The 25128-nt window shown below is 64.5% G+C and carries 28 protein-coding genes; 13 read left to right on the forward strand and 15 right to left on the reverse strand.

What is annotated here, in order from left to right; genetic code table 11:
- The 4 genes from DN388_RS23210 to DN388_RS23225 all read right to left on the reverse strand — a co-directional run bounded on the left by DN388_RS23210 (window position 1) and on the right by DN388_RS23225 (window position 3763).
- Entirely contained in the window at window positions 1-1083 is a 1083-nt protein-coding gene (locus DN388_RS23210; RefSeq protein ID WP_104572286.1) for a hypothetical protein, read from the reverse strand.
- Window positions 1084-1234: 151 nt separating this feature from the next.
- Window positions 1235-2080: a proline/glycine betaine ABC transporter permease gene (locus DN388_RS23215; protein ID WP_043863053.1), complete on the reverse strand. Its 846-nt coding sequence runs from the start codon at window positions 2078-2080 to the stop codon at window positions 1235-1237.
- Window positions 2077-3087, reverse strand: a complete 1011-nt coding sequence (locus DN388_RS23220) for an ABC transporter substrate-binding protein (protein WP_255002227.1) — start codon at window positions 3085-3087, stop codon at window positions 2077-2079. The genes DN388_RS23215 and DN388_RS23220 overlap by 4 nt, the downstream gene beginning before the upstream one ends.
- 61 nt (window positions 3088-3148) lie before the next feature.
- On the reverse strand, window positions 3149-3763 hold the full coding sequence (locus DN388_RS23225; RefSeq protein WP_196932965.1) for a LysE family transporter: 615 nt from the start codon (window positions 3761-3763) through the stop codon (window positions 3149-3151).
- Window positions 3764-4010: 247 nt separating this feature from the next.
- Between DN388_RS23225 and DN388_RS23230 the strand changes: the two genes are divergently transcribed.
- The 8 genes from DN388_RS23230 (at window position 4011) to DN388_RS23265 (ending at window position 10374) form a co-directional block, all read left to right on the forward strand.
- On the forward strand, window positions 4011-4865 hold the full coding sequence (locus tag DN388_RS23230; RefSeq protein ID WP_078480494.1) for a hypothetical protein: 855 nt from the start codon (window positions 4011-4013) through the stop codon (window positions 4863-4865).
- An 18-nt stretch (window positions 4866-4883) separates the two neighbouring features.
- Window positions 4884-6230, forward strand: coding sequence for an endonuclease/exonuclease/phosphatase family protein (locus DN388_RS23235; RefSeq protein WP_043863049.1), 1347 nt, complete (start codon window positions 4884-4886; stop codon window positions 6228-6230).
- A gap of 122 nt (window positions 6231-6352) precedes the next feature.
- The gene (locus tag DN388_RS23240; protein ID WP_043863048.1) at window positions 6353-6577 is read left to right on the forward strand and encodes an MbtH family protein; all 225 of its coding nucleotides are present in this window, start codon (window positions 6353-6355) and stop codon (window positions 6575-6577) included.
- Window positions 6578-6587: 10 nt separating this feature from the next.
- The gene (locus tag DN388_RS23245) at window positions 6588-7307 is read left to right on the forward strand and encodes a thioesterase II family protein (RefSeq protein WP_043863047.1); all 720 of its coding nucleotides are present in this window, start codon (window positions 6588-6590) and stop codon (window positions 7305-7307) included.
- A 117-nt stretch (window positions 7308-7424) separates the two neighbouring features.
- Complete coding sequence (locus tag DN388_RS23250) at window positions 7425-7976, forward strand: hydrolase (RefSeq protein ID WP_043863046.1); 552 nt, start codon at window positions 7425-7427, stop codon at window positions 7974-7976.
- A 13-nt stretch (window positions 7977-7989) separates the two neighbouring features.
- The gene (locus DN388_RS23255; RefSeq protein ID WP_043863045.1) at window positions 7990-8484 is read left to right on the forward strand and encodes a DUF1543 domain-containing protein; all 495 of its coding nucleotides are present in this window, start codon (window positions 7990-7992) and stop codon (window positions 8482-8484) included.
- 78 nt (window positions 8485-8562) lie between these two features.
- Complete coding sequence (locus DN388_RS23260) at window positions 8563-9231, forward strand: hypothetical protein (protein WP_054915706.1); 669 nt, start codon at window positions 8563-8565, stop codon at window positions 9229-9231.
- Between the two features lie 63 nt (window positions 9232-9294).
- Window positions 9295-10374: a DUF1615 domain-containing protein gene (locus tag DN388_RS23265; protein ID WP_104572291.1), complete on the forward strand. Its 1080-nt coding sequence runs from the start codon at window positions 9295-9297 to the stop codon at window positions 10372-10374.
- A 15-nt stretch (window positions 10375-10389) separates the two neighbouring features.
- Here DN388_RS23265 and DN388_RS23270 read toward each other — a convergent pair whose 3' ends face one another.
- The 6 genes from DN388_RS23270 to DN388_RS23295 form a co-directional block, all read right to left on the reverse strand.
- Window positions 10390-11724: a lysine N(6)-hydroxylase/L-ornithine N(5)-oxygenase family protein gene (locus DN388_RS23270; protein ID WP_104572292.1), complete on the reverse strand. Its 1335-nt coding sequence runs from the start codon at window positions 11722-11724 to the stop codon at window positions 10390-10392.
- A 160-nt stretch (window positions 11725-11884) separates the two neighbouring features.
- Window positions 11885-13168 carry an aminotransferase class V-fold PLP-dependent enzyme gene (locus DN388_RS23275; RefSeq protein ID WP_255002236.1) on the reverse strand — a complete coding sequence of 428 codons (1284 nt, stop codon included), beginning with the start codon at window positions 13166-13168 and terminating at the stop codon, window positions 11885-11887.
- A gap of 18 nt (window positions 13169-13186) precedes the next feature.
- Complete coding sequence (gene pvdM, locus DN388_RS23280; RefSeq protein ID WP_213607275.1) at window positions 13187-14539, reverse strand: pyoverdine-tailoring dipeptidase-like protein PvdM; 1353 nt, start codon at window positions 14537-14539, stop codon at window positions 13187-13189.
- Window positions 14540-14724: 185 nt separating this feature from the next.
- Window positions 14725-15648, reverse strand: a complete 924-nt coding sequence (gene pbpG / locus DN388_RS23285) for a D-alanyl-D-alanine endopeptidase (protein WP_058541931.1) — start codon at window positions 15646-15648, stop codon at window positions 14725-14727.
- 191 nt (window positions 15649-15839) lie between these two features.
- Complete coding sequence (locus DN388_RS23290) at window positions 15840-16028, reverse strand: hypothetical protein (RefSeq protein WP_043863041.1); 189 nt, start codon at window positions 16026-16028, stop codon at window positions 15840-15842.
- Between the two features lie 121 nt (window positions 16029-16149).
- Entirely contained in the window at window positions 16150-16515 is a 366-nt protein-coding gene (locus DN388_RS23295; protein ID WP_054915708.1) for a hypothetical protein, read from the reverse strand.
- 192 nt (window positions 16516-16707) lie between these two features.
- On the opposite strand from DN388_RS23295, the gene DN388_RS23300 reads away from it, so the two are divergent.
- Complete coding sequence (locus DN388_RS23300; protein ID WP_255002241.1) at window positions 16708-17523, forward strand: shikimate 5-dehydrogenase; 816 nt, start codon at window positions 16708-16710, stop codon at window positions 17521-17523.
- An 87-nt stretch (window positions 17524-17610) separates the two neighbouring features.
- Here DN388_RS23300 and DN388_RS23305 read toward each other — a convergent pair whose 3' ends face one another.
- Complete coding sequence (locus DN388_RS23305) at window positions 17611-18255, reverse strand: YceH family protein (RefSeq protein WP_043863038.1); 645 nt, start codon at window positions 18253-18255, stop codon at window positions 17611-17613.
- Between the two features lie 124 nt (window positions 18256-18379).
- Here DN388_RS23305 and DN388_RS23310 point away from each other — a divergent pair, with 124 nt between their 5' ends.
- The gene (locus tag DN388_RS23310) at window positions 18380-18889 is read left to right on the forward strand and encodes a DUF1993 family protein (protein WP_043863037.1); all 510 of its coding nucleotides are present in this window, start codon (window positions 18380-18382) and stop codon (window positions 18887-18889) included.
- A gap of 66 nt (window positions 18890-18955) precedes the next feature.
- Here DN388_RS23310 and sstT read toward each other — a convergent pair whose 3' ends face one another.
- Together sstT and nhaR are read right to left on the reverse strand one after the other, a co-directional pair.
- Window positions 18956-20167 carry a serine/threonine transporter SstT gene (sstT, locus tag DN388_RS23315; protein ID WP_043863036.1) on the reverse strand — a complete coding sequence of 404 codons (1212 nt, stop codon included), beginning with the start codon at window positions 20165-20167 and terminating at the stop codon, window positions 18956-18958.
- 242 nt (window positions 20168-20409) lie between these two features.
- Window positions 20410-21315 carry a transcriptional activator NhaR gene (gene nhaR / locus DN388_RS23320; RefSeq protein WP_043863167.1) on the reverse strand — a complete coding sequence of 302 codons (906 nt, stop codon included), beginning with the start codon at window positions 21313-21315 and terminating at the stop codon, window positions 20410-20412.
- Window positions 21316-21430: 115 nt separating this feature from the next.
- On the opposite strand from nhaR, the gene DN388_RS23325 reads away from it, so the two are divergent.
- Both DN388_RS23325 and DN388_RS23330 read left to right on the forward strand, forming a co-directional pair.
- Window positions 21431-21685, forward strand: coding sequence for a hypothetical protein (locus tag DN388_RS23325; RefSeq protein WP_054915712.1), 255 nt, complete (start codon window positions 21431-21433; stop codon window positions 21683-21685).
- Window positions 21686-21717: 32 nt separating this feature from the next.
- A complete protein-coding gene (locus DN388_RS23330; protein ID WP_043863034.1) occupies window positions 21718-22476 on the forward strand; it encodes a TerC family protein in 759 nt (252 codons plus the stop codon).
- Window positions 22477-22558: 82 nt separating this feature from the next.
- On the opposite strand, the gene DN388_RS23335 is transcribed toward DN388_RS23330, so the two are convergent.
- The gene (locus DN388_RS23335) at window positions 22559-22732 is read right to left on the reverse strand and encodes a hypothetical protein (RefSeq protein ID WP_167400240.1); all 174 of its coding nucleotides are present in this window, start codon (window positions 22730-22732) and stop codon (window positions 22559-22561) included.
- Window positions 22733-22888: 156 nt separating this feature from the next.
- Between DN388_RS23335 and DN388_RS23340 the strand changes: the two genes are divergently transcribed.
- Window positions 22889-23626 carry a peptidase C39 family protein gene (locus DN388_RS23340; protein ID WP_255002248.1) on the forward strand — a complete coding sequence of 246 codons (738 nt, stop codon included), beginning with the start codon at window positions 22889-22891 and terminating at the stop codon, window positions 23624-23626.
- Between the two features lie 18 nt (window positions 23627-23644).
- Here DN388_RS23340 and DN388_RS23345 read toward each other — a convergent pair whose 3' ends face one another.
- On the reverse strand, window positions 23645-24928 hold the full coding sequence (locus tag DN388_RS23345) for an FAD-binding oxidoreductase (RefSeq protein ID WP_043863032.1): 1284 nt from the start codon (window positions 24926-24928) through the stop codon (window positions 23645-23647).
- Window positions 24929-25128: the final 200 nt, after the last annotated feature.

Below are 25128 nucleotides of genomic sequence, written 5' to 3' on the forward strand. Positions count from 1 at the left end.
TTACCGGTCGAGTTTTTCATAGCCTATCGCGCCCGAGACGGGTTGTGCCCGGCTGATATCGAAGGCGTGTTCGAGTAGCGGCCTGGCTTGCTCCCATTGCGCGGCGCCCGTACCGTCGCGCCCTGTTACCGAGAGTGCGATCAGCTGTGCACTGAGGTGCTTCAGATCAAGTGGCTGGGCGTCATTGGCCGTTTCCGGCAGCCTGTCTGCCACCTTGTGGCGGCTCGAGTCCTGTTTGGCATAGTTGCCGAACTGTTCGACGCCCTGCACCCCTGCCAGCCGAGAGACGTGCTCATCATGCAGGGGGAAGCGCCGTACATGGCTGTCGGAGAAGGAGTCCTGCAGCAGGTGGAGCAACGAGCCCAACGCCAGGTTCTGGATGGTGCTGGCAGCATGCTCATTGTGCGAATCGTCACAGCGCGACTCTGTCCAGCCGTGTCCTCGCAGCATTGCCTTGAGTGCGGGCATACGCGTGCAGTTCCTGCTGAAAAGGTCTTCGGGCTGCCATAGCAGCCGTCGGGTGTTGCTGTGGGTGAGCGACTGGCTGAACTGCTCGCCACCTTCGGGGCTCATCAGTTGCGGCACGCTGCGAAAGTAGCGGTTCTTGGGGATTTCTCCGGTGGAAACACGGAATGTGAATTCGGCCCACATCATGATTCTGGCGCGTGTTTGTGTCGTGGTTTCCAGAGCGCTTGAGGCCATGGCGTGAAGGTACTGCATGTCGCCGCAGTGGGTGCGATACATGAGGTCCCAGGTGGGATTGATCTGTGTTGAACGCTTGCACGAGTCTTTGAACGACAGGTAGAAATCCACTGGTACACCCGTCTTCATGAAACCCAGCGGATCATCGTTCCAGCGTGCGCCCGCGATGAGGCTTTCGATGAAGTTCTGATCCGCTTTAAGGGCATCGGGAATCGCTGCCTGCCTGATCGATGCCAGGGTCAGGTTTTCGTGTACCGCCTCGCTGAAGACACGAGTGTAGGCACCATTGTTCACCTTGCCGTAGGGTGACAGTTGGAAAGCGCTGGCCGATGCACTGACCAGGCACAGTGTTGCGGCGGACAGGATACGGTAGGCTCGCACGCTCGAACTCCCTTTCAGTGTGCCGGCAGGCTTTTGAGCAGCGTAGACGAGTTGCGTTTAGCGCGCGCGGGCTGAACGGCCCCTTTGGTCTATCCGGCAACGAGTACTTTGAAAGGGCGGTGCAGGTCAACGCTGTTGCACCAGGAAGGCTTCACCGCGGCTTGCCATACGCCTGGGTGATGCGGTCGATCACGATCGCCAGCGCAACGATGGCCAGCCCGGCCTCGACCCCCTTGCCCACGTTCAGTGTCTGGATGCCGGCCAGCACGTCCTCACCCAGGCCGCGCGCGCCGATCATCGAGGCCACCACCACCATCGACAGCGCCATCATCACCGACTGGTTCAGGCCGGCCAGGATGCTCGGCAGCGCCAACGGCAATGCCACCCGGCGCAAGCGCTGCCACCGGTTGGCGCCCAGCCCCTGAGCGGCCTGGGTCAGCGACGGGTCCACCTGCGACAGGCCCAGTTCGGTGAGGCGTACCAGCGGCGGCAGGGCATACACCAGGGTGGCGAAGATCGCCGGCACCTTGCCCAGCCCGAACAGCATCAGCACCGGGATCAGGTACACGAAACTGGGCAGGGTCTGCATCACGTCCAGCACCGGCATCAGCAACCGGCGTGCCAGTGGCCGGCTGGCCAGCAAGATGCCGAACGGAATGCCGATCAGAAGGCACAGGCCGGTACTCACCAGCACCAGCGCGCAGGTCTGCAGCAGCTTGTCCCACAGGCCGACCACCCCGATCAGAAACAGCAGGCCGCTCAGCAGCAGCGCCCGCCGCACACTGCGTGTGGCGTGCCAGGTCAGCAGTGCCACCAGCGCCAGCAGCAACCACCACGGCGTGGCGCGCAGCAGGTTTTCCAACCCTACCAGCAGTTGCAGCAGGCCGTCCGAGACCGCCCGAAGCTGGTCGCCGTAGGCCAGCACCAGCCAGTCGACGAAGCGATTGACGCTGTCTGCGAACGAAACGTGCAGCGCCTCGGGAAAGCCCGTACTCACAGGGCCGACTCGACCCTGGTCGCCACCTCGGCGGGCAGCCAGGCCTTCCAGATGCTCGGGTTCGCCTTGAGAAAGGCCTGCGCTGCAGCGTCCGGCGCCTGGCGCTGCTCGCTCATCGTTGCCAGGGCGCTGTTGAGGGTGGCGATCGGCAGATCGACCTTGGCGAAGAATGCCACCAGCTCCGGGTATTGCTCGCGAAACGGCGCCGATACGCCGATCGACAGCCTGGCCGGCAGCGAGCGGGTGCCTTTGGGCTCGGTGTTGCCCGGGTCGGTGAGGGTGGCCCAGGCCTGGGCGTCGAATGGCGGCTCTTCAAGGCGCACCAGCTCGTAGCGGCCCATCAGCGGGGTGGGCGACCAGTAGTAGAACAGCACCGGCTTGCCACGGCGGATGGCGGAGGTGATTTCGGCGTCCAGCGCCGCGCCCGAGCCGCTGCGAAAGTTCACGTACTGCCCGTCCAGCCCGTAGGCCTTGAGCTTCTGGCTGTTGACGGTCTCGGAGGTCCAGCCGCTGGGGCTGTTGAGAAAGCGGCCCTTGTCGGGTGACTCGGGGTCCTTGAACAGTGGGGCATGGCGCTTGAGGTCCTGGACTGAACGCAAGTCCGGGGCCAGTGCCTTGAGGCCGCGCTGTTCATCGCCCTTGATCACGTAGGCGGGCACGTACCAGCCTTCGTCGGCGCCCTTGACCGTGTCCCCGATGCTGAACACCTGGCCGGCCTGCTCGGCCCTGGTCCAGGCCGGGCTGCGGCCAGCCCACTCCTCGGCGATCACCTGGATGTCGTTGCGCGCCAGCGCCACCTCCATGCTCACGGTGCTGCCGGGCAGGGTGTCGGTGGGGTAGCCGTAGCCTTTCTCGACGATAAAGCGCAGCAGTTGCGTGGTCAGGCTGCCGCTTTCCCAGGTGATGTCGCCAAAGTGGATGGGGGCCGCAGCGGGCGCCGCCAGGCTCTGGGAGGCTAGGCCCAGTGCCAGCAGGGCGCCGCCGATCAATTGTGTCAGTCGCTTCATGTCGTCTCACTTGCCGCGCCGCTTCAAGGTCAGGCAAGTGTAGTAGACCCGCGCCAGGGGTTTAGCGCAGTACCGCCAACTTGATGCTGAAGCCCACCAGGCAAATGCCGGCCAGGCGTTCGAGCAGGTTCGAGACCTTGGGGTTGGCGCGCAGGCGGGCGGCCAGGTTGTGGGTCAGCAGCACGGCCACCAGGCCATACAGGAAGGTCAGCACGGCAATGGTCACCGCCATGAAGCCGAACGTCACGAAGCCCTGATGCCGGACCGGGTCGACGAACAGCGGAAAGAACGCCATGTAGAACATGATCGCCTTGGGGTTGAGCAGGGTGATCATCATGGTCTGGCGCAGGTAGTGCTTGGACTTCATCGGCCGTACCGGCGTGCTGCCGGGTTTGGCCAGGGCCATGCGCAGGCCCAGGTAGGCCAGGTACGCTGCACCCAGCCATTGCACGGTATGGAACGCTGCCGGGTAGGTGGTGAGCAGCGCTGCCACACCGGCCACGGCCAGCCACAACAGCACCTGGTCACCCAGGATGACGCCGAAGGTGGCACCCAGGCCGCCTTTGATGCCGCCCTTGCCGGTGGCGGTGATCAGCGCGAAATTGCCCGGCCCCGGGATCGCCAGCAGCACCAGGAAGGCAATCACGAAGGCACCGTAGTCCGTTACGCCAAGCATGGGGAAACTCCGTGTTACCTATCAGGATTCGAGTGCATACGATACGCCTGCGCTGCGCCGGTGCGAACCCCGTGTTGTGCATCTGGCCCGAACAATCGCACAGCGATGTGCGCCTGCTGCCAGCCCGGCAGGTCACGCCCGGGCCCGTGCAACTTCCGGTTTCTCACGTACACGCTGGGCTTTGCCCGGCTGATCCGGCCGGGCTGCGCTGTTCTACTGGGGGCTCTTTGTACCTCTGGAGCAGGCGATGCAACTTTGTTACGCAGCCAACATGCACGGCATCTTCAACCGTGCTTTCCCTACCGAGTCGCAGCCTGTGGCTGGCGGTTGCCGGGTAGTCGTACACCGCGGCGTGCTCTATTGCGCCTACAACGCCGACGGCAACGTGGCCGAATTCGTCGCGAAAGTGAGTGGCATCGACGTATGGACGACGCCGGCGGTGCTGCCACTGATGGTGACCCCGAGCAGGTCACTGGCGCTTTTTGTGTTCAAGGACAAGGTCCATGCGTTTCGAAGCGATGACCAGGGTGAATACACCCTGGCCTCCTACAACGACACGCTCATGGGGTTCGAGCCCATGACGTTGAGTCAGCCCATGCACGGCTCGCCGTCGCTGGTGGAGTTTCAAGGGCGGTTGCACGCCTTCTATCGGCACGGCCACACGAGGCAGATCGAGTGCCTGAGCAGTGAAGACCTGGAAAACTGGGGCAATGGCCCGGTGCTCAGGGCCAGGGGGGTAGCGGTGACCACCCCCGACGACCCGATCGCCATTGTCTACCAGGGCCTGATCCACCTGTTCTACAAGGATGGCGATGGTCGGACCCTGTTGGTGAAGTACGACGGCAAGCAGGCCTGGACCGAGCCACGGGTGTTCATCGAGCAGGCCTACCCGTTCATGCCGGGTGTGACGGTTCACGCGGGGCTGCTCAAACTCGCCTTCACCCGCAGCATTGCCAATGCCGACGGTCGCGCGCTCTATCAATACGCCTATGACGGCAATGCCCTCAGCCCGGCAACGGTCAGCAGCAACCTGGCCGCTACCGAGCGGGTGGGGCTGGGCGTGCTCGATGGCGAGCTGTTTGCGCTGTTCCAGAAGGCCTGACCCGGTGGAGGTGTTCCCATGCCCGTTGACCGTGTCATTGGCCTGTACATCGACAACAACCTGGTGCCCGACATGCCGGCCGTTGCGTTCGAAGAGCAGGTCGACGTGGTGTTCATGGACGCGGTGGCGCTGCTCGCCGCCGCCAGGCCCCGGGACTGCGTGCATACCCTGGTCTACCTGAACTACATCGTTTCGGCACGCCTGATACGCAGCAGCAACCATGAGGCACAGGCCGGCTATGGGGCATGCATGACCACCCTGTTGCGCCGCTGGTACAGCGACACCACGGTGCTGCAGCATCTTCAGGCCTCGCCAGGGCTGTATCGTCATGGCGTGATGATCGGGCTCTACCGTGTGCACCATGCCCTGGTCATGAATGGCCTAAGGAGCGTACAGGGGCCACACCTGCTGGATCCTGGCGACCCCTTGCGCATGCTCCAGCACGGGGTCATGGCCATCTTCGGCCCGTGGCATGCGCACATTCGCCTGCATGGGCGCATTCGTGATTACTACCACAGCCGATTGAACACTGCAGGGCCCTCGGCACAGATCGAAATAGGTCGCAGCGCGCGCACTGAGGTGCCGATACGGGTGGCCACCTGGAACCTGCAGGGCGCATCGGTCAGCACCGAGAGCAAATGGTTGACCGGGGTCCTGCCGCTGCTGCGCAGCAACGATGTGGTGGTTCTGCAGGAGGTCGGCGTTGCCCCGCATTCTGCGGTGTTCAGCCGCACCGAACGGGTGGCCGACCAGTTCGGCAGTCACCACGACATCCATGTCTACAGCTGGCAGGCCGGCACCCGCAGCCGGCCCGAGCGCTACCTGATCTACTTCCTCGATGTGCAGCGGTTGCGGGTGAACCTGGCGATCGTGATGCCTGACCCCGGCGAGTTCATGGTCAGCCAACTGGCCATCATCTCGGACGGGCAATTGCCGGTGGCGGGCCCGCCCCTTTACCGCCCGGCCATGGGGGTGCGTGTGAGGCGACGAGCGCTGGCGGGCAACACGCCGGAGCTGGCGATCTTCAACCTGCATGCCATTTCCGGCGGGGGCGTCAACGCCGCGCGCATGTTGAGGGAGATCAGCTGGCACACCGATACACCGTTCGCGCTGCTGGGGGATTTCAACCGCGATCCGCGACCGACGACTCCCCCGGTGCCGACGCGTGGCAACTGGGTGTCGCCCGAAGACATCGCCCGTATCGAGCTGGCGGGCGGCAGTACCCACCCCAGCGTGGCGCCGAGCAACATGCTGGACTATGCGGTGACCAATGGCACCTCGCAGGTGCCGGCGCCGGGGAGCGTCTCTGCGCCGGGGGCATCGGACCACCGCTCGGTGCATTACAACCTGACCTTCAACTGCTAGCGCCGGCAGGTGCCGCGGGATTTTCCCAGCGTCGCTAATTTATCCGCACGCCGCTTCGTCTCCTCCAGTAGCGCCCGTACGCCTCCCGCGCCACGAGCCTCATTCAACCAAGGAGACAGGCAATGACTTCCGTATTCGATCGCGACGATATCGTGTTCCAGGTTGTGGTCAACCACGAGGAACAGTACTCCATCTGGCCGGACTACAAGGCTATCCCCAACGGCTGGCGCACCGTCGGCAAGAGCGGTTTGAAGGCTGAGTGCCTGGCGTACATCGATGAGGTATGGACCGACATGCGCCCGCTGAGCCTGCGCCAGAAGATGGCCGAAACCGCTGCGGCGCAGTGAGGGGCGGCACGTGTCGTCACTGACCCTGTTGTGCCTGCCGTACTCGGGTGCCAGCGCCATGGTCTTCAGCCGCTGGCGGCGCAAGGTGCCCGCCTGGTTGAACGTGCGCCCGGTGGAGCTGCCAGGGCGGGGTGCACGCCTTGGCGAGCCGTTGTACACCGACATGCAGGCCCTGGCCCGGCAACTGGCCGCCGAACAGAGCCTTGTCGCCCACCAGCCCTACGCGGTGCTGGGGCACAGCCTGGGGGCGCTGCTGGCGTTCGAGCTGGTGCACGAACTGCAGGCGCTGGGCTGCCCGCCACCGGTGGCATTGTTTGCCAGCGGCACGGCGGCGCCGACCCGTCGTGAAGGCTACGACGACGAAAGCTGGCGCGAACCCAAGAGCGACCCGCAACTGATCGAAGAGTTGCGCACCCTGGGCGGTACTTCGGAGGAAGTGCTGGGCAACGAGGAACTGATGAGCCTGACCCTGCCGGTGTTGCGCGCAGACTTTCTGTTGTGCGGACGCTACGCCTATCGGCAGCGCCCGGCACTGCGTTGCCCGCTGCATGTGCTGGGGGGCGAGGAGGATCGCGCGACCCAGGAGCAGTTGCTGGCCTGGCGTCAGGAGAGCCAGGGTGATTTCTCGCTGGCGCTCTTCCCCGGCGGGCACTTCTTCATCCATGAGCATGAAGAGCAGGTGCTGGGCGTGCTCAGCCAAGCCCTGGAGCCGCACCGCCTGACCGCATGAGCCTCGCGTGGTAGCATCCGACCGGGCCCGGGCAGCCATCGCGCTGCCCGGGTTTCTGTCCGCAAGCCGCCTGGCGGTGACACCCATCGCCCCGGCGCCCGCCATGGAGCGCACGCAATGCTGATCGACCCTACCCAGGCCACGCTGCTGGTCATCGACGTTCAGGAAAAACTCATCGGCGCGGTCAGCGACCCGGCCGGCACGCTGGCCCGTACCCGCTGGTTGCTGGCGGCGACGGCCGAACTGGGGTTGCCCACGGTGATTTCCGAACAATATCCCAAGGGCCTCGGGCACACCGTCGGGGCACTGCTCGAGGCGGCGCCCGCTGCCGAGGTGGTGGAAAAGGTGCACTTTTCCTGCGTGGCTGCCGACTGCCTGCCCGCCAGCCTGCTGGCCCGCCACCAGGTGATTGTGTGCGGCATGGAAACCCACGTGTGCGTGCTGCAGACAGTGCTCGGCCTGCTGGCGCTGGGCAGGCAGGTGTTCGTGGTGGAGGACGCCTGCGACAGCCGCAGCCTGCTCAGCAAGAGCGCCGGCCTGCAGCGCATGCGTGATGCCGGCGCGCAGATCGTGACTCGCGAGATGGTGCTGTTCGAGCTGCTGGGCAGCGCCGGCCACGAGAAATTTCGCCACATCAGCAAGACCTTCCTGGTCGGCGAGCAACCTTGAGGGTGGGCGGATCATGTTGTTCGTGGTGATGCTGGGGGGCAAACACCCCCGGGCCCGCATCGAAGTGCACGATGTGGTGTTCGTGGTGGCCCCGACCCTCGAAGCGGCCTACCCGCAATTGCGCGAGCAATGGTTCGGCAGCGCCAGGGGCGTGCACATCGATTCCTGGCTGGAGGTCGACGGGGTCGACGGCTACAAGCTGCACTGGTCGGACATGCAGCCGGCTGCCGGCGAGCCACGCCTGTATTTCATCAACCTGGGCGGCTACGAGCCCGGTGCGTTCGGCGAGGCGCACCAGTACCTGTTGGTGGTGGCCACCAGCAAGGCCCAGGCCAAGGCCATCGGCAAGCAACGCATGGCACGTCACTGGAGCCAGGCGCACACCGATGCAGTGATGGACGTGGATGACTGCATCGCCATCGACCAGCTCGGTGGCCGATACGTGCGCCTGATTGCAGGCGAGCATGCCCCGCTGGTGCAGCGCAGCGACTACATCGTGCTGGGCTGATGGGCGAGCTTGATGGCTATTTGCCGTTAGCCTGGATTACAGTACGCGCTTCATTTTCTGCCCTTACAGGATGTTCCGATGCGTTCACGTGCACTGTCTGGCTTCTGCTGCGCACTCACCCTCAGCGCTCTGCCGAATCTGGCCCTGGCCCAGGCCACGGTGGCCCAGGTGTTCAATGGCGAGATGCTGGGCACCAACCTGCGTTTCTTCGAGTCGGTAGCCGGTGTTGCGCGTACCTCGTTCGGCGACACCCATACTTACAAGGTGCAAGGCTGCGAAATCACCGCCACGGCCGGCGGCGGCACGGTCAGCGAGCTGCGCATGGAGCTCTCGTCCACCTGCAAGGCAGACCTGAGCACGTTCATCGGCGACTTTGCGCCGCCGGCCGCGCAGCCCCTGACGTTCGGTGCAATGGCCGGGTCTTCGGGAGGCGGGCTGGAGTTCTACGCCAGTTGCCTGAGCATGTGCGGCAATGCCGCCGACCCGTCGGTGTACGCGCTCTGGCAAGGACCGCGGGCAGTGGGGTTTACCGAAGTGCTGCTGGAGGTGGTGCTGGTGGATGATGAGGCCAGCGCGGCGGCCGGTCACTGGAGCGAGGCCATGCAGAAGGCCAAGGGTGACGACTTTGTGGTGGACACCCGCTTCAACTGCGAGCGCACCTTCGATGAAGTGGCGCAGGCCAGCTTCGACAAGGTCAAGGTCAATGCGGTCACCATCGGCACCGAGTTGACCAAGCCGGGCTGCTGACGGTTTGCACGGGCCGGCCCCGGCTGTGTACTGTGGGGCCCTCGACCGATAGCCGGGGGCTGTATGCCTTTACGCGGATGGATGGTGCTGGCCACGCTGGCGCTGCTGTTGCAGGGGTGCGCCGGCCAGCGTGGAGCGCAACAGGCCACGCCGGCCCAGGTGCGCGCCACGGTGGTTGCACTGATGCCAGCCGCCACTGGCGACCGTGAAGGGTGGGCGGCGGACATTCAGACGGCGTTTGCCGCACAGAAGCTCGACCCCAGCCGCAGCAACCTGTGCGCGGTGCTGGCGGTGACCGAGCAGGAGTCGACCTACCAGGCCGACCCGCAAGTGCCCGGCCTGGGGCGCATTGCCCGCGCCGAGATCGACCGGCGTGCGGCGCGTCTGCATGTACCGCAGCGGCTGGTGGAGGCCGCGCTGCAAACCCACTCGCCCGATGGCAGAACCTACAGCCAGCGACTGGCGGCGGTGCGCAGCGAGAAGCAACTGAGTGCACTGTTCGACGACCTGATCGGTTCGCTGCCGCTTGGGCGTACCTTGCTCGGCGACCTGAACCCGGTGCGCACCGGGGGGCCGATGCAGGTCAGCATCGCGTTCGCCGAACGCCACGCCCAGGACTACCCCTATGCCTACAGCGGCACCCTGCGCCAGGAAGTGTTCACTCGGCGCGGCGGGCTGTATTTCGGCATCGCCCATCTGCTGGGTTACCCAGCCAGCTACGAGCAGCCTCTGTATCGGTTTGCCGACTTCAATGCAGGCTGGTACGCAAGCCGCAACGCGGCGTTCCAGCATGCGGTCAGCCAGGCGTCGGGCGTGGAACTGGCGCTGGACGGCGACCTGATCGCGCCAGGGGCGATTTTTCCGGGGGCCACCGAACAGGCGGTACGGCGCCTGGGTGACAGGCTCGGCCTGCGCAACCCGACCATTCGCAGTCAGCTGGAGGAGGGGGACAGCCTGGCATTCGAGCGCACGCGGCTGTATCAGCGGGTGTATGCACTGGCCGAGGCGGCTGCGGGCAAGCCGTTGCCGCGGGCGCAGTTGCCAGGCATCGAACTCAAGAGCCCCAAGATCACCCGAAAGCTGACCACGGCATGGTTTGCCAAACGGGTGGATGAGCGCTATCGGCGCTGCATGCAGCGCTGATAGCACGGGGCAGGTTCAGGCGCTGGCCAGGGTCGCGCTGGCGCGGGCGTTGCTGGCGCGCTGGCCCAGGCTCTGGTACAGCGACTGGCCGATCTCGGCTGCGCGCACCGGCAGTACCGACAGCAGGGTATCGCTCAGGCCGTGTGACGCTTCGCAGAAGCCCTGCAGGTAGACCGCCGCGTTGAGCTCCGGGCTGGCCAGCACGCGATAGTCGCGGTCCACTTCGAAGTCCTTGAGGTGCTGTTGCAACGGCGCCAGCAGCTCGCGATGGGAGCGGCGCTCATAGCCGGTGGCAAGAATCACCGCGTCGTACACGTGGGTCTGCTGGATACCGGTGGCCAGGTCGCGCAGGGTCAGCTCGATACCCTTGTCGGTGCTGACGGCGGCCTCGATGTTGCGTCGGCACAGAACGGCGTGACGGTACTGATGGGCGACTTTCTGACGGTAGAGCATGCCGTAGATGCGTTCGATCAGGTCGATGTCCACTACCGAGTAGTTGGTGTTGTGGTACTCGGAGATCAGCTTGGCACGCTCGGCCTGGGGCTGGTTGAACACCAGGTCGGTGTAGTCGGGGGTGAAGACCTCGTTGACGAACGGGCTGTCATCGGCCGGCTTGAGTGCCGAGCCGCGCAGGATCATGTCGGCCTTGACCGATGGGTAGCTGTCGTTCAGGTCGATCAGGGCCTCGGCGGCGCTTTGCCCCGAGCCGATGATCGCGATGCGCATGGGCTTGCCCTGGGTGCACGGCAGTTGTTCCAGGCTGTTCAGGTACTGGGAGTGGTGGAACACGCGCGGATCGTCCTTGAAGGGCGCGAATACCGGCGGGATCTTCGGCGTGCCGCCGCTGCCCACCACCACCGAGCGTGCCCGGCGCAGGCGTTCATGGCCCTGGGCGCTGCGGGAGATCACGCGCAGGTGGTCGATACGCCCGTCCAGCAGTTCAGGTTCCACGCGCAGGATCTCCTCGCCATACACCGCCTGGGTGGCGAAGTGCTCGGCGGCCCAGCGCAGGTAGTCGTTGTACTCCAGGCGGCAGGGGTAGAAGGTGCCAAGGTTGATGAAGTCGGCCAGGCGCTTCTTCTGGTGCAGGTAGTTGACGAAGCTGTAGGGGCTGGTGGGGTTGCGCAGGGACACCAGGTCCTTGAGGAAGGAAATCTGCAGTTCACTCTGGGTGGCCAGGGTGTTGCCGTGCCAGCGGTAGTCGCTCTGCTTGTCGATGAACAGCGCATCGAGGGCATGGCCGTTGGTCTGGGCGAGTTCTTCCAGGGCGATGGCCAGGGCCAGGTTGGAGGGGCCGAAGCCGACGCCGATCAGGTCGTGGATTGTTTCGGATGTTGAGGGCTGGTTCATGGGTGCGGCTCCCGTGTGTGGTCGAGGTGGGGCGCCAGTTTTTTGCGCCCCTGATCCTGCTCAGGTACTCCGATAGAACGAGCTGTGAGGCTTGGAATTTACCGCTGACCCTGCTTCAGGAAGCCCTGCCGCCCGGCGGCAGGGCTGGAAACGGGCTCTGTCAGAGGTATTGGGTCAGCAGGGCCATGGCCCGATCGATCTGCTGTTCGTCGTTGAGCAGGCCGGGTGCGAAGCGGATCACCGGCCCGGCATCGCGGGAGACGGCATCGACCATCACGCGGTTGCGTACCAGATGGGCGGCCACGGCGCGGGCGTCGTGGTCCTTGATGCGCAGGAAAGTAAACCCGGCGGAGTACTCGGTGCTCAACGGGGTCACCAGCTCGATCGCCTTGTGTTCGAGCAGGCGCTGTTTGAGCGCGGTGTTGAGCTGGTGGATGCGTGCCTGCACCTGGGCCTTGCCCAGTTGCAGGTGCAGTTCGAAGGCCTTGCCCAGTGCCCATCGATGCTCGAAGGCGTGGTAGCCCCCGGGGGTCATGATGGTGGCGAAGTCCTCATCCTCGGAGAAGGTCGCGAAGGTGGGCACCAGATGCTGCATTTTTTCCGAGGCGGCGCAGATGATTCCCGTACCCCGCGGACCGAACATCCACTTGTGGGTACCAGCGATGAAATAGTCGCAGTTGAAGTCGTCGAAGCGCTGGTTGTCCACGCCGAACCCGTGCACGCCGTCGATCACATACAGGATGCGGTCCTGCTCGCTGCGTTCGCGATTGTGGCGGCGCACCAGAGCGCCGATCTCGCCCACCGGCAACTTGACCCCGCTGCCCGAGTGCACCCAGGTCATGCCGAGCACGCGGGTGTTGGGGCGGATATTCTGGTCGATTGTGCTCAGCACCTGGTCGGTGGACACCTGCCAGGGCTGCTCGAACAGGCGCAGTTTGCGCACGGACGTGCCCTGGCGCTGGTGGCGGAAGGCCAGGCATTTATGCGTGGAGTAATGCTCGTGCTCGGTGGTCAGGATCTCTTGCCCGGGGCCCACCTGCAAGCCACCGTAGATCATGCCCAGCCCTTCGGTGGTACTGCCGGTAAGGGCGATCTGGCGGGGCTTGACCTCCAGATAACGGGCCGCCCAGTTGCGCACTTCGCCTTCACGCTTCCACTCGTTCTGGCTTTCCCAGTCCATCTGCTCGGCGGGATTGAGATCGACTTCGGCACGAAACCGATCGATGGCCTCCTGTACCGGCCTGGGGTGGGCGGTGACCAGGAAGTTGGCGAAGTGGGCCACATTCGGGTCCAGCGGGAACAGTTGACGCAGGTTTCGCCATTTGTCCGGGCCGTTTAGCTGCGCGGTAGGGGCCGCCTGGGCGGCTGGCAGCAGGCTGGTGCCTAGCGGCAGACTGGCGGCAATTACCCCGGCCTGCTTGAGGAATGTACGACGGTCGGTCATGTCGGCGCTCGATAAGGGTCAGGGGGCTAGCGTGGCAACGGGTTGTGCGGCTTTCTGCACCTGGGCCCACACGCGCAGGAAGTTGCCACCCCACAGCTTGGCGATGTCTGCTTCGGAGTAGCCGCGGCTGAGCAGTTCGGCAGTCACGTTGCGGGTTTCGCTGGCGTCCTTCCAGCCGTCCAGGCCGCCACCGTCGTTAAAGTCCGAGCTGATGCCCACATGGTCGATGCCGATCTTCTTCACGACGTAGTCGATTGCATCGCCGAAATCCTTGAGGGTGGCCTTGGGCTCCTCATCGATGATGCCGTAGAGGTTGCCGGCATACTCGCCAAAGCGCGCCTCGGGCCAGATCGCAATCACCGCATCGCCCGGCATCAGCGCATTGGCCAGCCCCTGCAGGGGCTGCAGGTCGAAGCGGGCGCGCAGAGCCTCGAGTTTGTCCAGGGTCGGTTTGCTCAGGGGCTTGAGATAGGTGCCGAAGCCGACGACCTGGACCACGCCGTCGCTGTCCCTGATCAGTTTCAGTTCCTTGTCGCTGAGGTTACGCGGGATATCTACCAACGCCCGTGGCGCCGAGTGCGAGGCCACGATCGGGGTGCGGCTCAGGCGAGCCACGTCCTCCAGGGCCAGGGTCGACATCTGCGAGACATCGATGATCACCCCCAGATCGTTCAGGCGCTTGACCGCCTGCTTGCCGATTGGCGACAGCCCGCCCAGGGCGTCAGCGGTGTCGTTGAAGAACGGCAGCGGCCGCGAGGAGTCCGCCCAGTCATTGTTGCCGGTGTAGCTGAAGCCGAACATGCGCATGCCACGGGCCGCCCACAGGTCGAGCTGGGACAGGTCGTTTCCCAGTGGGTAGGCGTTGAGCATGCTGATGAAGATGGCGAACTTGCCCTCGCCATGCAGGCGGCGCATGTCGTCCGGGGTGTAGGCGATGCCGATCTGGTTGGGGAAGTCGCGCACCATGGCGCTGATGATCTTGTAGCGCACCTCCTGTTGGTGGCGGGCCTCGTCGACAAATCCCGGAGTGGGGCGGTGGGGCGCATTCGGGCCGTTCCACAGTTCGGGCCAGCCGAAGATCGTCAGCGCCGCGCCGGATAGTCGCCCCTGGCCGGCCTTGACCAGATCGAGCTGGCCGCCGCTGTTCTTGTCCACCTCGTGGCCAGCGGTGCCCATGTCCAGTGGTACGGTGACGTGGCTATCGAAGGACAGCATGTGCTCGTGCAGGGCATTGGCCTGCTCGACGATCTCGCGGGGGTAGGCAGGCCCTTGCTTCCAGTACAGGTAGCCAGCGGCGGCTGCGCCCACGACTGCTGCCAGGGCAAGCGGCAGGCCGATGTACAGGGCTTTTCGGGAACGGGTTCTGGTCATTGCCATCTCGGTCGCAGTACTGATCGGTCCGACGGCCTGGCTGTGTCAGGCGAAGGTCGGGTGTCAGGGGAAGGACGATTGATGGAGGGCTAAATTTACAACCTCCGGCGCGCGCTCGGAGTTGTGGCTTCACGACCTTGGCGGGTGGGGTGTCTGCCGTGCGCGAGGCACGGCAGTGTGTGCGATCAGTCGACCGCAGGGCGGTTCTGGCTGCGTTCGGCCTTGTAGCGGATCGCGACGGCCGGGGCGGGTTTGGCGTCGCCGGTTTCCAGCCATTGGCGCATGCGGCTGGCATCGGCGAAATGGGTGTACTTGCCGAAGGCATCGAGTATCACCATGGCCACCGGGCGATTGTCCATCCGCGTCAGCAGCACCAGGCAATGACCGGCCTCGTTGGTAAAGCCGGTCTTGGTCAGCTTGATGTCCCAGTTGCTCTTGTTGACCAGGTGGTCGGTGTTGCGAAAGCCCAGGGTGTAGTTGGGTTTCTTGAAGGCCACGGTCTTTTCGCGGGTGGTGCTCAGCTCGCTCAGCAGCGGGTAGCTGCGCGCTGCCAGCAGCAGCTTGCTCAGGTCGCGAGCGGTGGACACGTTGCTGGTCGACAGGCCGGTGGGTTCCACATAGCGGGTATGGCTCATGCCCAGGGCCTTGGCCTTGGCGTTCATGGCCTTGATGAAGGCGGTGTAGCCACCGGGGTAGTGGTGCGCAAGGGTCGCGGCGGCCCGGTTTTCCGAGGACATCAGGGTAATCAGCAGGGTGTCGCGACGGTTCAGCTCGCTACCCAGACGAACCCGCGAGTACACGCCCTTCATTTCCTTGGTCTGGGCGATGGTGATGGTCAGGGGTTCGTCCATGGCCTGCTTGGCATCGAGCACCACCATCGCGGTCATCAGTTTGGTGACCGAGGCGATCGGCACCACACGGTCCGGGTTGCTCGCATACAGCACCTTGTTGGTCTGCAGGTCGATCAGCAGTGCACTGCCCGAGGCCAGGTGCAGCTTGGCAGGGTCGCGCTGGACCTGGGGGGCCGGTTGGGCAACAGCGTTCGACGTGACGCTGGCAGTGCCAGTGAGCATCAGCAGCAGGCTGAGAATAGACAGGGAGGTTTTCACGTTGGTGCTCACTAAATGTAGGTATGTCGTTGGCTGTGCACAGGTTTTTTATTACAAGCCGTTACATTCTAGGAGTATGGTCGAGTCTGTGTCGATTGCCCCGTAAACATTGGGCGAACTATGAAATTTATTTAACCCTGGGCTTCGTTTGCAGCGGCTGGATCGGCGTGCCGAACCAGCCGAGCGGGACCTTAGCGGGACTTGAGGTAGCCGGCGGTGACGGCCTTGAGCAGCTCGTGACCTGCCTCGGCCGCCTTGGCGGGCGTCTGTGGCAGCTTGTACTGGCCGCTGAGGATGATCGCCAGGGTCATCTGCTGCGCGGCGGCAAGGGGGTGTTGGGCTGGGTCGAGCGGGGCTGGAAATCCTTTTTCAGCGGTCATGCGAACTCCTGGGTTCAGGCTGTGAGGGTATGCCAGCCTAGGCCTGAACGGCGATCAAGCCAATGCGGGCGGTTTCCCCGACAGCCAGCGCCCTGCCCGCAGGCAGGGCGCTGGGCCGGTGCTACCAGCGGGGCGGTCCGTAGTACACCGGTGGCGGGCCGTAGTAGCGCTCGCGGTAATACGGCGGCGGTACCGGTACGTAGCGCTCCACTACCGGATACGGCGGGTACGGCTGGTAGTACACCGGCGGCGGCGGGGCCTGGACATACACCGGCGGGGGACCGTAGTAGGCCGGCTGGCGCTCGACGTAGACGGTACGGTCGTGGTTGCCGGACACCACCGCACCCACCACGGCACCGACGACGGCCGCGCCAAGCACCGGGCCGGCACCGCCGTGCCAGCCGCCGCCACCACCGTGGGCGGCCGCTTGCCCGCAGACGGCCAGGGCGCCAACCAGCAGGGCGATTCTCGGGATGTGACGGTTCATGAAGACTCCTCGGTTTGCAGCCCCGGCGCTGGTGCTGTCGAGACACCCAAGACGTGGCGCGGGGATACCCATAAGACCGCAGCCCCCGGAAAAATGGCACGGGCGTTGAGTAAAGGTTGTGTAAGCCCCGATCAACGGTTCGGTGGGCAGTGAGTGCATACTGGTGCCCCAGCCGTTTTCAGGAGCCAATCGATGACCCCCAGCAAAGACACCGTTTTGTGCATGTCTCTGGCCGGGCGCCCCGGTACCTTCGGCGTGCGCTTTCATAACCATCTGTACCAGCAGCTGGGGCTGGATTACTACTACAAGGCCATGACCACCACCGACCTGCCGGCCGCCGTGGCCGGCATTCGCGCGCTGGGTGTGCGTGGGTGTGGTGTGTCGATGCCGTTCAAGGAGGCCTGCATCGCGTTGCTCGATGAACTGGACCCGTCGGCGGCGGCCATCGATTCGGTGAACACGCTGGTCAACACCCAGGGGCATCTCAAGGGCTTCAACACCGATTACCTGGCGGTGCGTCAACTGATTCACCAGCATCACCTGGACCCTGCATGGAGCGTGGCGCTGCGCGGCAGCGGCGGCATGGCCAAGGCGGTGGCGTGCGCGCTGCGCGATGCCGGTTTCAGCGACGGCACGATCGTTGCGCGCAATCGCGAGGCTGGCGAGCGGCTGGCCCGCACCTGTGGCTATCGCTGGCAGGCCGAGCCACACGGTGTGAGGGCCCGGTTGCTGGTGAACGTGACGCCGATCGGCATGGCGGGCGGGGCCGAGGCGCAGCAACTGGCCTTCGAGCACGAGCAGATCGAGGCGGCGCAGGCGGTGTTCGACGTGGTGGCGATGCCGGCGCAGACGCCCTTGATCGTGGCCGCCCAGGCTGCTGGCAAACCAGTGGTTACCGGGCTGGAGGTGATTGCGTTGCAGGCGCTGGAGCAGTTCGTGCTGTATACCGGGGTGCGCCCCGAATCACGGCAGATCGCCGAAGCGGTGGCGTTTGCGCGGGGCGATTGAGCCCTGCAGGCAGGTTCGCGCCAGGCAGTGAGCGGGAGCGGCTGAACGTGCTCCCGCAAAGCGTTGCTCGACTCTGTGCCGAGCTGGCTACTCCAGCTGCGCCAGGCGTTCTTCCAGCGCCGCGATCCGCGCCTCCAGTGCCTCGATGCGCTCGGCCGACACGCCGCCGACAGGGCGTTCCGCGCCTTGCTGGCGTGCCGCCAGAATCGCTTCGATGTCGGCCGGGTCGCCGAAGGCATGGGTGTAGCGGTCTTCGCGCTGGCCGGGCTGGCGCGGCAGGTGCAGGGCAAAGCCCCGGGCTACCAGGCGCTCCAGCTGATGCAGCACCTGTTCGGCATCCTCGAATTCATGCATGCGGTTGCTGCGCGTCAGCAGCTCACTGACCGTCTGCGGCCCGCGCAGGAACATCAGCCCCAGCAGTACCTGTTGCGCTGGTACCAGCTCCAGCGCCTTGTCGACGCGGTGCTCCCAGCGGTCGGCCCGGCTGCCCATCTGCAGGCGCGCCAGGCCCTGGCTTTCGAGGGCACGCAGGCTTTGGCCGACCTGGCCCTGGGTCAGGTTCATCACCGGCTCGCGGCTGGTCTTCTGGTTGCAGGCCAGCACCACGGCGTTGAGGGTGAGGGGGTAGGTTTCGGGGCTTGTGGCCTGCTTTTCGATCAAGGCGCCGAGGATACGGATTTGCGTGCTGTCGAGGCGCTGCTCGTCAACGGGGGTGTCCAACTCAGTGCTCATCGCGCGTTCCCTATGCTGTGGAAGGCAACTAGCCTAATCCTTGCAGAATAAAAGACAAGCCGCCGGGCGCCGCCAAGCGTGTCTATAATCGGCCACGCTCAATCCATCACCCAGCGAGACTGTCATGACCATTTCCCTGTACGCCGCCTCTGTTCCCGTTTTCAAGCAGATGCTCAATGCCCTGAGCGATGTGCTGGGCAAGGCCCAGGCGCACGCCGAGGCGAAGAATATCGACGCCAATGTCTTCCTGCAGGCGCGCCTGTACCCCGACATGTTCCCGCTGGTTCGCCAGGTGCAGATTGCCGTGGACTTCGCCAAGGGGGTTTCGGCCCGCCTGGCCGAGGTCGAACTGCCCAAGTACGACGACACTGAAACCACCTTTGCCGAGCTGCAGGCGCTGATCGCCAAGGTGTTGGCCTTCGTCGAGCAGATCGAAGCGAAGCAGATCGACGGCAAGGAAGGCATCGAGATCATCACCCGTCCGGGTACGCCGAAAGAAAAACGCTTTACCGGCCAGAGCTACCTGCTGACCTACGGCCTGCCGCAGTTCTTCTTCCACGTGACCACGGCCTACGCCATCCTGCGCCACAATGGCGTGGAAATCGGCAAGCGCGACTACATGGGCGCGTTCTGATTACCCAGGCATGAAAAAAGCCCGGCAAGGTCAACGCCTTGCCGGGCTTTTTCATGCCTGTCAGGATCAGCTCGCCTGGCGTTCCTCGGCCTCGCACGCGGCGGCCGTGAACAGCACGTCGGTGGACGAATTGAGCGCCGTTTCGGCCGAGTCCTGCAGGATGCCGATGATGAAGCCTACCGCCACCACCTGCATGGCCACCTCGCTGGGAATGCCGAACAGGCCGCACGCCAGCGGAATCAGCAGCAGCGAGCCGCCCGCCACACCCGAGGCGCCGCATGCGCACACGGCGGCGACCACGCTGAGCAGGATGGCCGTGGGCAGGTCGACGCTGATGCCCAGGGTATGCACCGCCGCCAGGGTCAGCACGGTGATGGTGATGGCCGCGCCGGCCATGTTGATGGTCGCACCCAGCGGGATCGACACCGAGTAGGTGTCTTCATGCAGCCCGAGCTTTTCGCTCAGGGCCAGGTTGACCGGAATGTTGGCGGCCGAGCTGCGGGTGAAGAACGCGGTGATGCCGCTTTCGCGCAGGCACAGCAGCGTCAGCGGGAATGGGTTGCGACGGATTTTCCAGTACACGATCAGCGGGTTCATCACCAGCGCCACGAACAGCATGCAGCCGATCAGCACCGCCAGCAGGTGCAGGTAGCCCAGCAGGGCCCCCAGGCCGGATTCGGCCAGGGTCGCAGCCACCAGGCCGAAGATCCCCAGAGGCGCGAAACGGATGACCATGCGCACGATCAGCGTTACGCCCTTGGACAGGTCGTCGACCACGGTGCGGGTGGTTTCACCGGCATGTCGGATAGCCACGCCCAGGGCGATCGCCCAGGCCAGGATGCCGATGAAGTTGGCCTCCATCAGCGCGGTCACCGGGTTGGCCACCACGCTCAGCAGCAGGCCTTGCAGCACTTCGCTGATGCCACCAGGCGGGCTCATCGCCACATCATGAGTGGCCAGCACCAGCTGGGAGGGGAACAGCATGCTGGCGACCACCGCCACTACCGCTGCGGAAAAGGTGCCGAAAAGATAGAGCACCAGAATAGGGCGGATATGGGTTTCCTGGCCGTGCCTGTGGTTGGCGATGGAAGCCATCACCAGGATGAACACCAGAATGGGTGCCACCGCCTTGAGTGCACTGACAAATACCTTGCCGATAAATGCCAGGTTCAGCGCGGCGGCTGGCCAGAGCAGCGCCACGGCAATGCCGGCCACCAGGCCGATCACGATCTGCAGTACCAGACTGGTACGGTTCAACAGGTTCAGAAGTGGGGTCATGACAGGTGTTTCTCGTTCTTGTGCAAGGTCCGGGAGGCCCGGATAGCGTAGCAAAGGCATGCCGCGGGCAAGCCCTGCGGCGAAAGGGGCGGGACTTTAGCACAGCACGCGGGCCCTGACCGCAGCACACTGCCTGGCGGTAGGTGGGGCGTGTTGTCGCGATGCGTCGGCGCGTCCTTCTATCGACGGTTCGAGCCGTGGAATGTTTAGGCCCGGGATGTGATGTTGGTGCCGTGTGTCTCTCAGGGCGCAGGCCAGTTGAACAGCTCGCGGCGGGCACCTTCGGTGATCGCGACGATGCCCGGGTGCTTGACCTTGCGCTCTACCGAAATGGCATAGAACGACTCGGTGACGGCATCGGTCTGGCCGATCAACTCCACCCCGTACTGGCGGCAGACCTCGTCGGCGATCACGCTGGGGGCGATGAAGATGCCGCTGCCCGACTGCCCGAATGCCTGCATCAGCGCACTGTCATCGAACTCGCCGACGATGCGCGGCTGCAACTGTTGCTCGGCGAACCAGCGCAGCAGCCGGCTGCGCACCACCGTCTCCTGGCCGGGAATGAGCATCGGTGCATGCTGCAGGCCGACAGGAAAGGGCGCCGGATGCAGGGCAGCCAGTGCCGGGGTGGCGAAGAAACTGATGCCGCACTCCCCGAGCTTCTGGCTGTAGCCCTTGATGTCCAGATGGCTGGGCATCGGGCTGTCGGAGATCACCATGTCCAGGCGCTGTACTGCCAAATCTGCCAGCAGGCGTTCGAGCTTGTCCTCGCGGCAGGTCAGGCGCAGCGGGTCGGGCAGCTCCATGGTCGGCGCCAGCAGCCGGTACACGATCGACTTGGGCACCACGTCGGCCACCCCCACGCGAAACAGAATCTGCTGCTCATCGGGCTGGGCGCGCAGCACTGCTTCCAGTTCGCCGCCAATCTGGAACATCTGCTCGGCGTAGGACAGGGCCTGGCGCCCGGTCTCGGTCAGTTCGAGCTGGCGTCCCACACGGCGAAACAATTCGATACCGTAGCTATGCTCAAGCAGGCTGATCTGCCCGCTGATGGTCTGCGGGGTGAGATTGAGCTGCTCGCCGGCACGCACGATGCTGCCGGTCTTGGCCACGACCCAGAAGTAATGCAGTTGTCGGTAGTTGAGCATGTGCATCTCCGATTCGTAAAAACCGAAGTATAACTGCTGAAAATACGAATTTTCCGGATGTTTCAGTCTCTTTAGAATGCGTCGCTATCAAGGCAAGACCTTCAGAGAGGAACCCATGCTGTATTTCAAATCGATTGGCACACCCCTGGTGATGGCGCTGGCGCTGCTGGCCATGAGCGGTTGCGAGCAGGCGGAAAAATCTGCCCAGCAGATGCTCAACCAGGCTGCCCAGTCGGCCAAGGAAGCGATCGACAAGACCAACGATGCCGCCCAGCAGGCGCTCAGCGACGCGACCGGTTCGCCCCTGGCGAAAAAGCCCGATGAGGCGCAGGACAAACCCGAGCACGACGACAGCGCCCGGGAAATCTGATTTTTTTACCCACACTGATTCAGGATTGATTCATGGAATACCTGTTGGAACTTGCTGCAAGCCCGACCGCCTGGGTGGCCCTGGCTACCCTGGTGGCCATGGAGATCGTGCTGGGCATCGACAACCTGATCTTCATCTCGATTCTCACCAACAAGCTGCCTGAGCAGTTCCGCTCCAAGGCACGGCGCATCGGTATCAGCATGGCGCTGGTGATGCGCCTGGGCCTGCTCAGCACCGTGGCGTGGATCGTGCAGCTTACCGAGCCGGTGGTGGACGTGTTCGGCCATGCCTTCTCGTGGAAGGACATGATCCTGATCGCCGGTGGGCTGTTCCTGCTGTGGAAGGCGACGTCCGAGATTCACCACAGCGTCGACCCGCGTGCCAAGGAAGAGACCAAGGCGTCGTCTACCGTGACCCTGGGCTTTGCCGCGGCGATCGGGCAGATCTTGGTACTGGACATCGTGTTCTCGATCGACAGCATCATCACGGCCGTGGGCATGACCGAGCACTTGCCGATCATGATCATCGCGGTGATCAGTGCGGTGATCGTGATGCTGGTGGCCGCCGACCCGCTGGCCCGGTTCATCAACGACAACCCTACCGTGGTGATGCTGGCCCTGGGCTTCCTGATCATGATCGGCATGACCCTGATCGCCGAAGGCTTCGGTGCCCATGTGCCCAAGGGTTATGTGTATGCGGCGATGGCGTTCTCCACCGCGATCGAGGTGCTCAACATCATGTCGCGCCGGGCTCGCGAGCGGCGCGAGGCGCTGCAAGCGAAACCTGACTGACCGCTTCGCCAGCGACGTCGACTCTGCAGGACGCACCTGCAGACGCTGGCGTTGTCGGCGAAGGTTGTTATGCAGTGTCGCGTCAGTGCGCGTTGGCGTGGCGGCGAGCGTGCCGCTGTGCCTCGGATGCAGCCCTGGTCGGCTGCGGATGGTGCAGGTGGTGGCGGCGCGCGATGCGCAACACCCCCCAGAGCATGGCTGCGGCTACCACCAGCCACGTGCCTATCAACAGAAAGATTCCCATCGTCAGACTCATTGCGTGCCTCCTTCGACTGGGCAAGCTGCACTCGCCATTCGGACACAAGCTCAGTCTAGCCCATCGTCTGTGACAGACGGTTGACCAGTGGTCCAGCGCCTTGGTTCAGTTCGCTCTAAGCGTGCCGCGGGCTATACCGCAGGCCTGCGCCAGCCTATGATCGCAAGCCAGGGCCGGGCGTCGTCTGCCCGGCATCAGCACAAGCGAGTGTCCATGTTGCCCACCGCCCCCAAACGTCGCGTGTCCCATCGTCTGCTGCTGGCTTGCCTGCTGGCCGCCAGCCTGGCCGGTTGCGCCAGCCAGCCTTCATCCCAGCTCAACAGCCTGCCCCAGCGCGTGGAACTGGGCACAGTGCCGTTCTACCGTGGTAACGCCAACCAGAGCGCGCCGATGGCGCTGGCCGCGATCCTCTCGCAGCAGGGGGTGCGCATCACCCCCGGCCTGCTCGAAGGGCCCTTGCAGCTGCCACAAGGTGTCGACAGGCTGCAGGCCTCGGTAGCGACCGTGGCACGCCAGTACGGCATGGTGGTGTACCCGCTCGACGGCACCCTGCCGGCGTTGCTGACCCAGGTGGCCGCGGGCAATCCGGTGCTGTTGCGCTATCAGGAAGGTTCGGCGTTCTGGAGCGAGCCGCGCTATGCCCTGCTGGTGGGCTATGACCGCTACAAGTCGCGGGTGCTGCTGCGTGCGGGCAACAATCGGCGGTTGCTGATGGACTTCGACGATTTCGCCGCAGCCTGGAAGAAGGAGGGGAGCTGGGCGGTGCTGGTGCAGCCGCCCGGCCAACTGCCGGCCCAGGTGGACCGCCAGCGCTGGCTCAAGGCCGCCAATGAACTGGCCCAGGCAGGCCAGGAGCAGGCGGCCCGCCAGGCCGTCAATGCCGTGGGGCAGTGACGGCCCGGGGTTGCCGGCTTACACGCCCAGGCGGTCGCGCAGGCTGTAGTACCACGCGCCCAGGGCACTGAACGGTACGCGCAGCATCTGGCCACCCGGGAACGGGTAGTGCGGCAGTTCGGCGAAGGCGTCGAAACGCTCGGCCTGGCCGCGCAGGGCCTCGGCCAGCACCTTGCCGGCCAGGTGGGTGTAGGTGACGCCGTGGCCGCTGCAGCCCTGGGAGTAGTAGATGTTGTCGCCCAGACGACCTACCTGCGGCAGGCGCGACAGGGTCAGCAGGAAGTTGCCGGTCCAGGCGTAGTCGATCTTCACGTCCTTGAGCTGCGGGAAGGCCTTGAGCATTTTCGGGCGGATGATCGCCTCGATGTTGGCCGGGTCACGCGCGCCGTATACCACGCCACCGCCGAAGATCAGGCGGTTGTCGCCGGTCAGGCGGTAGTAGTCGAGCAGGTAGTTGCAGTCTTCCACGCAGTAGTCCTGCGGCAGCAGGGTACGTGCCAGCTCTTCGCTCAGCGGCTCGGTGGTGATCACCTGAGTACCGCATGGCATCGACTTGGCGGCCAGTTCCGGTACCAGGTTGCCCAGGTAGGCGTTGCCCGCCACGATGATGAACTTGGCGCGCACCTTGCCCTGCGGGGTATGTACGACCGGGTTGGCACCGCGCTCGATGCGGATGGCCGGGGACTGTTCGTAAATCTTGCCACCCAGCGATTCCACTGCGGCGGCTTCGCCCAGGGCCAGGTTGAGCGGGTGGATATGGCCGCCGCTCATGTCCAGCATGCCGCCGATGTAGCTGTCGCAGGCGACCACTTCACGGATGCGGCGCTGGTCCATCAGTTCCAGCTGGGTGTGGCCGTAGCGCTCCCACAGGCGTTGCTGGGATTCCAGGTGGCCCATCTGCTTTTTGGTCAGGGCGGCGAACACGCCACCGTCCTTCAGGTCGCACTGGATGTTGTACTTGGCCACGCGCTCGCGGATGATGCGCCCGCCCTCGAAGGCCATCTGGCCGAGCAGCTGTGCCTGTTTGGGGCCGACGGTACGTTCGATCACGTCGATGTCGCGGCTGTAGCTGTTGACGATCTGACCGCCGTTGCGGCCAGAGGCACCGAAGCCGACCTTGGCGGCTTCAAGCACGGTGACGCTGAAACCGTTCTCGAGCAGGAACAGGGCACTGGACAGGCCGGTGTAACCCGCACCGATCACGCAGACGTCGGTCTGTACTTCTTCCTGCAGGCTCGGGCGCTGCGGGACGGGGTTGGCCGATGCGGCGTAATACGACTGGGGGTAGGGGGTGTTGGCCATGTGCGGGCACCTCAGGGTTTGTAGTTGTATGTTCTATATTTTTTACGATTGTGCAGATCGTATCAACAATAATAAACACCCGCCAGCCAGACGGTAAAAATCGCGCAAACCCGGGCTGGGGTAAAAAATATTAGTATTCAGTGGCTTAGCGTGAAAAAAAGTATTGACACGCTGCGTCGATTGCGTAGAATGCCGCCTCA

Source organism: Pseudomonas sp. S12(2018), from assembly GCF_024355235.1.
Lineage (GTDB): Bacteria > Pseudomonadota > Gammaproteobacteria > Pseudomonadales > Pseudomonadaceae > Aquipseudomonas > Aquipseudomonas palmensis.